Below are 13,796 nucleotides of genomic sequence, written 5' to 3'. Positions count from 1 at the left end.
GAGCGCTATCAGTAGTAGGATTGTTAATAATAACGCGATAGCGTGTACGTCATGCCAGCGACAGCAGGGTAAATGAGAGCAATATCAATAATAAAGCGCACTGTACTTACCATTACAACGCACTTACCACCACAACCTATCGCTCAAAACCTGCTATAACAAATGGCAATTACAAGTGATATGCCGTGGCTTTCATGCGATTGGCCATCCAGCGCATAGTATGACGTACAGGCGGTGATAACGCTGCGCCGCCACTTGCTAATGCCAACTCACGATGATGCAACTCTTCAATATCCATTTGTGCCAGTATCTCTTTTGAGCGTTTATCGTGCTCTGGTAATTGGGTGATATGGTCTTGTAAATGTTCGCTGACTTGAGCTTCTGTCTCTGCGACGAATCCCAAGCTAAATTCATTAGAGATGGCACCCGCGACTGCGCCAAGACCGAAAGACATGCCATACCATAATGGCGTAAAGACACTGGCATGACTGCCAAGCTCGTCTAATCGCGTCTCGCACCAGACCAAATGATCGACCTCTTCTTCGGCTGATTGTTGCATGGCTTGCTTGACGCCACTGTCTTTGGCGGCAAATGCTTGACCATGATACAGACCTTGCGCGCATACTTCACCAGTATGATTGATACGCATCAATCCGGCGACATGTCGCGCCTCGGTGATAGTGAGCTCAGGAATCTCGTCACTGCTGACTGGTAGTGGACGAGTGCTAGGGTTTGAATGTGGTACGACAGCTCGTAATGCCTTATCGACCCCAAGTAACAATTGGTCGACTTTGGATAAGGGACGCAGGGCCATGATTCACTCCTGATGGCTTAAATACGATCAAAAAATTAAACTTATCTGTTCTGCTAAAAACATTATCTGTTTTTCTAAAATAATGATAGTGATTAACGCATAGGCATTACTATAGCAAACAATCCAAATTATCAGCATCAATATTATCGGTTTGATAACACATTGATTGCTATAGCAGCATGTCAATCTTACTTATGGAGCCACTTCATCATGCGTTTGGATGACCGCATTTTTAATATGTTTATTGAGCTTACTGTATAAAAAGGCACCGAAGGCAATGTTTATGAGTCCTGTCACTAAAAATAGCTGAGGTAAATTGAATCCCAAAGCGTTCAAGATCACGATAGAGAAAATCGCTGAGGTGACCATAAATATCGCGTTAAAGATATTGTTGGCACCAACGACGCGCGCGCGGTGGCTCTTGGGTGCATAGGCCTGCATAGAGGCATATAACGGCACGATGTATAAACCGCCGCTAAAGCCCAAAAAGAATAAATCAGCAAACACGCGCCAGCTGCCACTCACCGCAAATAACTCACTGATGCCAAACAGAGTTGCATTATTCACATTGATGTTGAGACTTGACAGTGAAAAATACAAATCAATCGCAAAAATACTTAAGCCCGTGATACCAAAGGGCAAAAGACGTAAGCTGACTTGGTTTTTGGTTAGTGATTTGCATAATAATGAGCCAATCGACACACCAACAGAAAACAAGGTTAATAGGAAAATAACCACTGATTCATCACCATGTAAGATGACCTTGCTGAATTCTGGCGTTTGGGTCAAAAACGTCGCGCCATAAAACCAAAACCAGCTATTACCAAGGATGACAAAGAACAAAAAAGGCAATGAATATAAGTAGCGCACCGTCGCCACACTAGTGGTCACAATGTTCCAGTTGATTTTTAGGTTTGGCTGCATCGCTGGCATGTGGGGTATCAATCGTGCGACAAAATAACCCAATACGGCGATGACCAATACGGTCACACTTATCCAATAGAGCGGCTGTGTTATCTGGGTTAAAACACCCGCGATAATCATACCGAGTAAGATCGCTAACGATGTTCCCATTTGAAACAAACCATTAGCACCAACCAATTCATCTTCTTTCATCGCTTGTGGTAAGTAGGCGTATTTAATAGGCCCGAAAAACGTAGATTGAGTGCCCATGAGAAACAACGCAACAAATAACAATGCGTACCACTCAAACACGAACCCTACTGCCGCAATCACCATAATCACGAATTCAAGCAATTTAATCAATCGTGTGAGTTTTGATTTTTCGAATTTATCCGCGATTTGTCCTGCCAGTGCAGAAAACAAAAAGTAGGGCAAAATAAACAACATCGCGGCCAAGTTATTCAAAATACTGACTTCCATGCCCAACTGACTCGCAGCGGTGTAAGTCAAAACCAGTATGAGCGCTTGCTTAAAAATATTGTCATTAAACGCGCCCAAAAACTGGGTAAAAAACATGGCGCTAAAACGGCGGTGCTTAAATAATTGAAACTGATTGGCCATGAAAATTCCTACAGACGGGTCGCGGTTGCTAGATCAAAGAAAAGCGCTGAATACCGCTTTTCAAGTGAAAGTAATTATCGATATAATTATTAACAGTATCAAAAACTTATCGAAATATAGCATAGGTTTTATCAATATTAAGCCGTATAATAGCAAGGCTTTGGTAAAAATACATGCGCTCGACGCTATGATTTCATAATTATCTAAGTTATGATTTGTAAATTTTGCATGGTTACGTCGCGAGGTGTGAGTGATCGCAAAGGCTTGCTACCACTCACGCATGTCGATATTTTGATAAAAACATGGTGCTAATCTGACACCAAGGTTTGCGTTATAAACGGTCATTATCCAAAGCAAGACAGTAAACCATAATTCAGCCAACTGCTATAAGTTTATTCACCGGTAAGACTAGGCGATTGTTATCGTTCATAATATTGTGCCGCGTGAGGTGATAGGAAATACACATGAAACACCAGCCTTCAACGCTTGCGCGCAATGTATCGATGATGCAGTGTGATACGGATAATGTTCGAGAGGATATTGAAATTCAAGATTTTCAGAGTGACCGTTTTCAAAAAACATGTCGTGCAGCAGCTATGGCAACTCATGGCAATGCGCCGCGCATTCATTTTACGCGCTCAGCACTTTTCACTGCGCTAGCGACTAGCCTGGTGGGTTTCGGTATGGCACCTGCTGCATTGGCTGATACCACAAATAATGTCAGTTCTCCTAAACCACCTACGAGCAATCAAATAGCTGTCGATCAATCAAACATTCAACCAACCAGTACTCAATCAACCAGCACTCAATCGACCACACTGTCAGATGATGATACTCAGCTCGATATCGCTTTGGATGCATTGCGCCTAAAAAAGGCAGTAGAGCAGGGCATTATCGATCAGTCAGTATTGGATGAGTACAGTGAACAAAGCCTAGGCATTAAAAAGTCTGATGCTCAAGATAAAAGCGCTAAAAAACCAGCTGCTCAGTCTCAGGGTATGGCCAATTCTCAGGCAAATGCCATGGATAATATGGCTGGCGCAAATAATGCTCAGCTCGATCTTTCCAATAACGCCAATGATGACTTGTTGCAACAAGCCGCAGCCATACAGCAGCAGGGTTATCAGATGATGACGCCTGAAGAGATTGATCGTGAGCTGGCTGCGATGGACATGCAGAATGCCAAAGATATTGATGACATCAATAATAGTGCGGACGTTAATAGCAGTAACGTTAATAGTACCAATTTTAATAACAATAATAATGATATCAGCAATAACGATCGCGATTTTGACGCGCCAATTGCTACATTAGATGATACAACCCCGCCTATTGGTTTAGATGTGGATTTGGATGCAACCAATCTGCCAACTCCTAACAATCTTGAGACATTAGGTAGGAATGAGAGCGCCGCTGAAAGTGCACAGACGGCTGAAGTTATGTCGCGTCCGATTGATGTTAGCGACTCTGTCAGTAGTGGACGCGTGGATGGAAGCGGTACTTTCGATAATGAGATTGTCGCCAATGCCAGTGATGAGACCAATGAAGATGGTACAACGTCAGATATCATCAATCCTGATGACTACTTGCCAGACTATCAAGCGGACTCTCAGGGAATAAACCAGAGTATCGAACAAGCGAGTAAGCCTAAGCCAATGGCACGTAATAAAGGCAATATCGTGAAACGCCTTTATAATCGTTTGTTCAATGCAGGTGTGATGGCATTACCACATGTAGATACCACAATTTATCTACGGCAGGCGACCGCTGAAGGTGCTGTCGATGGTAAGCCAAAGCTCACCAAAGCGGATAATGACGTTCAGCCCATGAAAAACATCAAAGCCGCCCTTGATGATACGACAGTTCAGTCAGTTACCGACTTTACGGCCGCCTTGCCACGCCTACGCCAAACAGCATTAGAGGCAGCCCAAGCAGTGGGTTACTATGATATTACGTTACGCCTACGTCAGCGCAATGCTGACACGATCGATGTCATTATCGAAGAGCTGGGCGAGCCGGTACGTGTGGATAGCCGTATTGTTGAGATTCGCGGTGAAGGCAGTGAACAACCAGAATATATAGCACTTGAAAAAGACTTGCCGCCACAAGTGGGTGATATCTTCAATCACCGTGTTTATAAAGATAGCAAGGCGGCCCTTGAGTCGCTGAGTAATACTTATGGCTATTTTGATCAATATTGGCTCAACAAATCCGTTGATATTATCTTGCCAGATAATACAGCAGATGTGTCGCTGGTCTACAACACTGGTGATCGTTATGAGTTTGATGACGTTGTGTTTTTTACATACGATGAAGAAACCAACACCTTAACCCAAGATCCTGACAAGCTACCTGTTGAGTTGTCACTATTACAACAGTTGTTTGACTTTAAGCCCGGTGACCCTTTTTATCGTCCAGCGGTGACCGAGTTTAGCAATGACTTATCAGCGACTCGTTATTTTAATACGGTCAACGTTGAGTCGATATTGCCGCCAGATGAACGCAGTGAAGCCAGTACTTTGGCTTTTGATAACACGCCTACCAATAATAGCGGCACACTCGACGACGATATTAATAGTGATGGCGCCTTAGACATTGCGGGCAATAATGGTGCTGAAAGTTCAGCTGCTTCTAATAGTAGCCGTGTTAATCAAGACAATAGCGCTGATGATGGTGATGAAAATAACGCAGAGAGTGAGGACAATACGACTGCGAATAGCGGTGAAACAGTCAATCCCGCCGACATTGCGGCGATCGATTTTGAAGCTGATGCAGCAACACTTGATAAACTACAAGCTATCAAACAAAAAGCAGAGCGTTTGAGCCGCTTACCAAATGACCGTGTATTGGATGAAAAAGACCAAGAGGCGGACAATCTTTTGGGTAAAATAAGCGACGGCATCAGTAATATTGCGCAAAAAATATTCCCTGATGAAGAAAGCTTAATCACTGATGAAAACTTTGTACCACCAACGCTGGCTGGTCGAAAAACCCCGCAACAAGTGGCAGAAAGTAAAAAAGTACCGTTGTATGTTTTTGTCTCTTCAAGTAAGCCGCGCGATGCCCAAGTAGGTCTTGGTTACGGCACAGATACGGGCGTGCGAGCGACGGCAAAAATAGACTATAATTTGCTCAATCGTAAAGGCTACCAAGCTGGTGCGGAGACCGAGGTTTCCAGAATTACTAAAAACGTCGCTGTTTATGCCAGTCGACCTTGGAAACATCCACTTAACGATAAATTAGATGCGCGTCTTACCTATGAAGAAGAGGTCATCGACCAAGGTGAAGGTAACTTCGACCTCTCTACTACGACGCTAAAAGCAGCATTGGCGCGTAATATTCGCCGTGACAGTGGCTGGAATCGCAGCTACTCTGTGAATTACCGTTTAGATGAGCTAGAGACTGGGGTCGATGAGACAGAGTTGGACGACCTACCTATCCGCTTTACTTCCTCTAAGCCTAAGCAGCAAGCGCTGCTATTTGGTTATGGTATGAACAAAACCGATGTAGACAGCGTGACCAATCCGACTCGCGGTATGCGTCAGTATTACTCGCTTGAAGCAGGGGCTGATAAAGCCCTTAGCGACACTAATATGGCAATCATTCGCGCGGGTGTCAGCGGCATTTATAGTTTTGGCGATGAGCAAAAGCATCAAGTACTGGGCAGTCTGAATACAGGCTACATCTGGGCAGATGATTTTTATGATGTGCCTTATAAATTACGCTTCTTTGCGGGTGGTGACCAAAGTATTCGTGGCTATGACTATGAGAGCTTGTCACCGCTCGACAAGGGCTATTTGACTGGTGGGCAAGTGCTTGCGGTTGGTAGTGCAGAGTATAATTATGAATTTAAACCAGGATTCCGCGGGGCATTCTTCACTGATGTGGGTAATGCTTACGACAAAAACTTCGAGACTGAGACAAAGGTCGGCGTCGGTGTTGGTATCCGCTGGGCATCGCCAGTCGGTGTGGTAAGAGTTGATGTGGCGGCTGGGGTGACAGAAGAAAGCATACCCGTTAGACTGCATTTCTTTATTGGCTCGCCTTTATAGCCATGTAATCCAGTAGTGACATCATTTAGCACGTATTGAACATTCTTAAGTCGTCTCCGTTAGTGAAATTGAGACAGGTTCAATACGCGCTATTAGCAATATCCGTTGTATTTCTTATTTATCGTGCCGATTGCCGGTGACCATTCTTTAACGTAGTTGAGTGTCATGCTGACAAAAAATACCCCGCCTAATAACGCCCCAGATGAAGATCCAGCACAGCGCGACGCTCGTGCCGTCAGACGTTGGTATCCGCTGTCATTTTTGCTCAAATTACTGGTGCTTATTTTAATTGTGCTGGCCATCATGTTTGCCGTGTTTTTTTACGCAATGGGTACAGAGTCGGGTACGAAGTTTATATTAGAGAAAGTCAGTGCTGAGACGGGCATTGATTTTAAATATGGTCGCGGTAATTTACGTGATGGTATCTGGGTCACTGATGTTGATATCAAGGCGACTGAAGACCTTGAAGTATTGGTTGATAAAGCCTACGTCAAGATAGGCTGGCGTGCCATATTTGCCAAAGAAGTGCATCTGCGTGATGCAGACATACAAACCATTGAGATTATCAATAACAAGCCACCAACGGGTGAGCCGTTCGATTATAAAACGTTACAGCTACCAGTGAACTTACGCTTTGATCACGCTAAAATAAAAAATATTACTTATAAACAAGTGACCAAAGAGCCAATCGTTGTGCAGGATATTGTTGCCCGTGATTTGACATGGGTCGGTAGCATGGTAACGGTTGGTCGCGGCGATTTACAATATGCTGATATCGTCAAAATCAGTGCCTTACAAGGTGAAATTGATTTACAAGGCGACTATCCGCTAGATTTAAGCGCGATTGCAGAAGTCAGTGCGCTAGAAAAAGCCTATGTTGACCCATTGAATATCACAGCAACAGGGACGCTAAAACGTACGGTTGGTAAGGTTCATAGTCGCTACAATGACAGCGATGTGAGCGGTGATTTTGTTGTCCAAGGTTTGGATCAGGATTCGCCATTCCAGGCAAAATTGCAATGGGATGATATTTTGATCCCTTATGCGGAAAGCCAAAAAATTCGTTTGAAAAGTGGTACTGCTACCGCGACAGGGGTTATCTCTGAAATACGTCTGCGTATCAATACTGAGCTGACGGCTAAAGACATTCCGTCTGGTCACTATCAAGGTCGCGCCGTTATTGCAAACAGTCAGATGCGTATTGATCGCTTAGATGCTCAGGTGCCAGCTGGAAATTTAATTCTGCAAGGTATTTTAGATTGGCAAGACAGTTTTGATGTAAAAGTGCGAGCGACAGGTAGCAATTTTGATATTCGCCGCGTTATTCCTAATGACTATGTTGATTTCAAAGCATATGCACCGCAAAAGCTGAATGGTCGACTGTCATTACATTATCAGCAGCAAAACAGTACTGGTAACATAGAGCTTGATGCAGATTTGCGTCAACGTGATGGCGAGCATGTGAATGCTAATATCGTCCAAGGCAAAACGTCAGCGAAGTCGACACAGGTAGCGCCTTGGTATATCGATGCCAAATGGCAAAACCTAATCCGCCGCGATGTGCCTAATATCGGTAATATTGATAGTCCGCGTGGACAGGCGGATGTCATCATTCGTGGCTCACGGTTATCAGTAGATGCCAATGCGGTCATTAATGAATTGAATGCCGCTCCTAAAGGTAACTATGACGTGAGCGTGCGCAAAGCTGGGGATGTCATCGACATCAATCGCCTGAATTATAAAGGAGTCGTGGGCGACTTATCAGGTACTGGGCAGATTCAATTGGCAAATAAAAAGCGTCCGCTCACATGGCAGATAGATGCGCGTACCAATGGATTATTACCCAAACAGTATCGCAGTGATTTGCCGCTTGAGCGCCTAACCGGTAGTGTCAGCGCGCGTGGTCGTTTATTAACTATTACTAAAGGTGGCGTTAGTGGTCAGCGTCATATTATTAATTTAAAAAATACCGACTTGCAGGCGCAACTTGATGCGACTCAAGATGGCCGTGCTATTGGCATAACGGGTGCGGGTGATGCCAAAATCGATATCGTTGGTGGCGAGCTGTCTATGTTCGATGCGCGCTTCAATGGGCAAGTCGATACTGCAGATGTACCAAAAGGACGCCTATCTATTGATGCGGCTGGCACGCCAAAGTTTATCAGTATTCGTAAGCTCAATTACAATGGTGAAGCGGGCGCAGTGAATGCCAAGGGCGTCATCGATTTGCGTAAAAATATCGGCTGGACGATAGATGGTCGCTTCGACAAGTTCAATTTGGGTTATTTTTTACCCAATAATCCAGCGATTATCACTGGTGATCTAAAAACCAGTGGCGAGTGGCAAACTGCGCCTAAGAATAGTAAAAATACCGCAGGCAAACTGCAACGTTTTGCGGTGAATTTCGATGGAGTGCTAGATGCAGAGCAACTGCCAGCGGGCAAGCTAACCATTGATGCCAGTGGCGATGACCAGCTGATTCGTATCAAGCGTTTCCGTCATGTGGGCGCGGCAGGCAGTATTGATGCCAAAGGGACGGTTGATGTACGTCAAGGCATTGCGTGGGATATTGACGCAGTGATGGATCGTTTTAATATTGGTTATTTCCTCAAAGATACCCCAAGCCTTATCACCGGTACTATCGATACGGATGGGCGCTGGAGTGACTCGCAGCAAATCATTAATATCAAAAAAATTGATTTAAGAGGTATGTTAAAAGGTCAACCGCTTAGTGCTAAGGGTAGCTTAGCGGCGAAGATGCGTCTGCCAAAAGATTTGGCAAGCTATTTCAAGCGCCTACAAACGCAAGATGCACAGGCGCAATATAAGCAAGTAAATGCCTTGATAGACAGCTTAAACGCGGATAATTTAGTGCTACGTTGGGGTGATAATTATGTCACTGCTAATGGCAATGCTAAGCAATTACAAACCAAAATTAATATCACCAGTCTGGATCAGTTGTCAGATAAATTGGCTGGCAAAGTCACTGGCGGTGCGACCTTATCACAGCCAGTAGGACAAGCGCTGCCAACCATTTATATCGATTTGGTTGGTGAGCGGATTGCGCTGCCGGGCTTTATTTTGCGCCAAGGTCGCGTGCGCGGTAAGCTGGTCAATTTAGCAAACAGCCCAAGTCAGCTTATTATCACCGCTGAAGGTTTAGATGCAGCTGGACAGAGTTTTAAAAGCGTTAAAGCGACTTTTAATGGTACTGAACAGGCGCATGTGGTCAATCTTGACGTTGCCAATGAGCAGCTCACGATTGGCGCAAGGCTTAAAGGCGGCTTCAATCGGGATAAACTGAGCTGGTCTGGCGTCATCGGTAAGGGCCGTGTTCAATCTAAATATGCGACCTTAAATCAGTTACAGCCAGCGCAGTTAATTGTTAATTTACCCAACAATCAAAATGGCAATAATAACGATTTAAAAGTACAGTTGGCAGCGCACTGCTGGCAAGCCACCGATCAAACGGGCAAGGTATGCTTACGTGAAAACTTAATCGCGTCACCTGATAAAGGTGAGGTGAATATTGCCTTACAAAATCTGGATACGTCATTACTATCGGTCTTTTTACCCAAAGATATCGACTGGCATGGCAAAATTAATGGTAAGGCGATTGTTGGCTGGCAACGTGGTCGTCCACCGACGATTAATACCACACTGTATTCAGACAACGGTAAAATCGGCTTGATTCAAGATGGTGATAGTTTACCCGTCACTCTGCCTTATAAGCGGGTCTCATTGATTGCACTGTCCGTCCCTGAAGGCATCAAACTACGTACCGATATCAATACTGGCGGCGGTGCGCGTGGTTATGCTGAAGTGGTCGTTGATCCTTATAAGACACCTAAGCCAATTTCGGGTGCTTTGGTATTGAATGAGCTTAACCTTGCGATATTCAAGCCTTTCTTCCCAGGTATGCGAGTGCTAGAGGGCAATGTCACGATGGCAGGAGGATTGGGCGGTACATTAGATAAGCCGCAATTCTATGGCGATGTGAAACTTGCTAATGGCCGTATTGCGATGCTTGATTTGCCCATTAATTTAACCAATGTAAATACTGACGCCAAAATTCGTGGTACGCAAGCGACTATTGATGGAACCTTTAGCAGTGGTACGGGTAAAGGGGTTTTGAGTGGTACCGTTAATTGGCAACAAAAACTCCAAGCCAAGCTTAGCGTCAGCGGCGAGCGTTTGGTGATTACTCAGCCACCATTGTTAGTGGCAGAAATCAATCCTGATATTGATATCATCGTGCGTCCAGGCGATCGTTATGTCGATATTAAAGGGGCGGTCAGCGTACCGTCAGCGACCATTCGTCCGCCAGAAGCCAGCGAAGATATCATTACTCAAACCGAGGATGCAGTAGTTCTTGATCGTCGTCTCATTGGCAATATTGACGAGGTATTGGCAATATCGAAACCTTGGTCAATCAATGCGGATATCGGTGTCGACTTGGGTGATGATATCAACTTCCGTGGTTTTGGTGCCGTTATTCCTTTAGCTGGTGCGATTAATATCACTCAAAATGGCACGGGTGTCATGCGTGCAAAAGGGGTGGTGCAAGTATCACGTCGTACCAATATCAACGCTTTTGGTCAGAACCTAGAGCTTAACTACGGACAAGTGCGCTTCAACGGTGATGTGATGAAACCTAACCTCAGTATTGAGGCGGTTAAAACGATCAGTGGTAAAACCGTAGGTGTGCGTGTCAAAGGCAATACAGAAAGTCCCAATATTATTGTCTTTAATAATGCAGGCTTGACTCAACAGCAGGCGATGAATGCTTTGGTGACAGGTCGAATTAATAACAAGGGCGCCACCCAAATCAGTGAGCAAGGCTTTAAATCGCAAGTGACGAATAACCTAGCCGCCGCGGGCTTAAGCTTTGGACTGAGTGGCACGCGCAATCTAACCAATCAAATCGGTCAGATTTTTGGTTTTCAGAGTTTGACCGTTGATGCCTCAGGCAGTAGTGAAGATACCAACGTCAACGTCACCGGTTACGTGACGCCTGACTTGTATATACGCTACGGAGTAGGGGTCTTTAATGCTCAAAATAGCTTATCCATTCGTTATCAGTTAACTCGACGTATTTATGTAGAGGCAACCTCAGCGGCAGAAAACGCGGTGGATGTGGTTTACAGCTGGCAGTTCTAAATCGCATCGTTTTATCCAATAAAAAAACGCCTTTTAATGAAGGCGTTTTTTTATAGGTAGGCTAGGATGTGTCCTTAATTCAATCGATAGTCATCTAAATGGGTTAAAAATGGCTAAATCTTGCCAAACGGCGTCGAATAGTTGACTAATATCTCGATATTATCGGCGCTATTTTCCTTGTTTGACTGCAATTTATCTCATTTTTATCACCATTTTTAAAACGAGGACACGCCCTAATATTGATGATCAATGATATTAATCTATTTAGTCAGGATTAAGCGATTATTACGTGTTAAACGTAATCGATACTCTTCACCCTCATGCTCGATACGCACTTCTTTAGTGAGTGCAAATAAGTGTTGTGATTGCAAAGTTGGTAAACGGTTTTCACGGCAATTCAAGTAACGAGAGATAACCATGCTCATAGTAAATTCCTTTTGATAAAAAATGGCTGAATAGTAATGGCGATACAGTAACTATCTTTAACGATAATAATTATCATTTACATTGAAAGATTTTGCAAGGTAATTGATAAAATAAAATGCAGTCATTGTGTAAACTTATCTAAAACAGTTTTTGTAAATGAGATTTAAATAAATAAAAATTAGCTAATTATTATTATAAATCAATAGGTTGGTTTTAGATCGACTTGGTTTTTTGAAGTTATAAACCAATCAAATAGCACTTTAAAAAAACAGTAATAAAGGAGACGCCGATGCCAAATGAAGCAGACAACCACGTTGATGGCTCATATAACAGCGAAAAAGTACTTATCGTAAATGTGGCAGTTGCGGTCATTCATCATGAAGCCCAATATTTACTTGGATTTAGAAACGCCGCCCAGCATCAAGGGAACCGCTATGAATTTGTAGGTGGCAAAATAGAAGCCAATGAAAACGCCGAGCAGGCGTTAATTCGGGAAGTTGCTGAAGAGACAGGCATTGAGATTTGTGACAATACGATGGTCAAGCTTGGACGTCTGCATCATGATTATGGTGATAAACAGGTCAGTTTACAGATTTACAAGGTTGAACTGACTGCGCAGCAGTATGAGCAGCATAAGCATCGCCAATATGGGCTAGAAGGTCAGGCGCTAACGTGGGTAAATAAGGCAGATTTATTAGCAGGAAAGTATCATTTACCGGCTGCTAACCAGACGATCCTCGAATGGCTGAGTGTGCCAACAACGATAGCAATTACCTATCCATTGACGCATTTTGATGCCGCTCCTGATCCAGTGGCCGCATGGCTGACTTTTCATCAAAACAAGCTAACAGCCAATGCTTGGGTATATATTCGAATAAAGGCAGCTGGCTCAGCAAGTATAGCAGCGCAGTTGATGCATATGCGTCCAGATATTAAGGCGATTGTCCCTTGTGATGTCAATGGACAGACCCTAACCATTGAAGCGCCGCTAGCAATGAAAGATACAACCACTGCCAATTCAATCGTTGCCAATCAGCTGTCTCATACCGCATTGTTGCAATGGTCGGAGGATACACAAGATAGAGTGCTGTCTAAAAATTATCCGTTAATAGTCAGTTGTCATGATGCCGCCAGTATTGATGCTGCCAATAAACTGGCTCATGCTCGGTTACAGCAGCAATTACCGCCCGTCATTGGCGCTTTTTTGTCTCCTGTACTAGTCACCCATACACATCCTGATACTGTGCCACTTGGTTGGGAATCATGGTCAGCATTGGCACAATTGGCTGACATGCCGATTATCGGTTTGGGTGGTTTATCACCTGTGATGATTCATCAAGTATTAGAGCATGGTGGTATCAGTGTTGCTGGCATTCGACAGTTCTTTGAATAGTAAAAAACTAATAGAGGGAGTGTTGGCACCAATGTTGACCAGTTCTGAACCAGAATTGCCATTAATTGGCATCTATCAGGGCAAATAATTGATTTTTAATATATTTATCCAATCAGTAACTATGTGTTTGTTCTACTGCATAAACGCATAGTTACTTACAAACCGTTGCTTTTTCCTACATTGCGACACTGTTTTAATAGTCGAGCTGCCATTAATATATATCACCTAAACAAAGAGTATTTACTCTATATTCTTATAAGCGAATTGCTTATCAATATACCTCTATAAGTTCTCTCATAATATTTTGCTTCTGTAGCGCCAGCTTTTACATTCAATATATTTTTAAAATTTGAAGACGCACAGAAGATGAGAGTACATATAGGGCATATAAGAAGAATAGTTAACAGTCACTATCAATAATGGTACC

At 43.8% G+C, this 13,796-nt stretch carries 6 protein-coding genes; 3 read left to right on the top strand and 3 right to left on the bottom strand.

All coding sequences use genetic code 11. From position 1 onward, the window contains the following. Positions 1–169: 169 nt before the first annotated feature. Positions 170–808 carry a 2-polyprenyl-3-methyl-6-methoxy-1,4-benzoquinone monooxygenase gene (coq7, locus tag JFC08_RS03960; protein ID WP_198329827.1) on the bottom strand — a complete coding sequence of 213 codons (639 nt, stop codon included), beginning with the start codon at positions 806–808 and terminating at the stop codon, positions 170–172. Positions 809–1,006: 198 nt separating this feature from the next. Then, positions 1,007–2,338, bottom strand: a complete 1,332-nt coding sequence (locus tag JFC08_RS03955; protein WP_198329777.1) for an MFS transporter — start codon at positions 2,336–2,338, stop codon at positions 1,007–1,009. Positions 2,339–2,802: 464 nt separating this feature from the next. On the opposite strand from JFC08_RS03955, the gene JFC08_RS03950 reads away from it, so the two are divergent. Continuing rightward, positions 2,803–6,390 carry an autotransporter assembly complex protein TamA gene (locus JFC08_RS03950; protein ID WP_198329776.1) on the top strand — a complete coding sequence of 1,196 codons (3,588 nt, stop codon included), beginning with the start codon at positions 2,803–2,805 and terminating at the stop codon, positions 6,388–6,390. A gap of 165 nt (positions 6,391–6,555) precedes the next feature. Further along, entirely contained in the window at positions 6,556–11,550 is a 4,995-nt protein-coding gene (locus tag JFC08_RS03945) for a translocation/assembly module TamB domain-containing protein (RefSeq protein ID WP_198329775.1), read from the top strand. Between the two features lie 260 nt (positions 11,551–11,810). On the opposite strand, the gene hemP is transcribed toward JFC08_RS03945, so the two are convergent. After that, the gene (hemP, locus tag JFC08_RS03940) at positions 11,811–11,969 is read right to left on the bottom strand and encodes a hemin uptake protein HemP (protein ID WP_227672156.1); all 159 of its coding nucleotides are present in this window, start codon (positions 11,967–11,969) and stop codon (positions 11,811–11,813) included. Between the two features lie 296 nt (positions 11,970–12,265). Here hemP and JFC08_RS03935 point away from each other — a divergent pair, with 296 nt between their 5' ends. After that, positions 12,266–13,369, top strand: coding sequence for an NUDIX domain-containing protein (locus JFC08_RS03935; RefSeq protein ID WP_198329774.1), 1,104 nt, complete (start codon positions 12,266–12,268; stop codon positions 13,367–13,369). Positions 13,370–13,796: the final 427 nt, after the last annotated feature.

Origin of the sequence: Psychrobacter cibarius (genome assembly GCF_016107535.1) — a bacterium.
GTDB lineage: Bacteria > Pseudomonadota > Gammaproteobacteria > Pseudomonadales > Moraxellaceae > Psychrobacter > Psychrobacter cibarius.
This window is presented reverse-complemented; position numbering and strand designations above follow the sequence as displayed.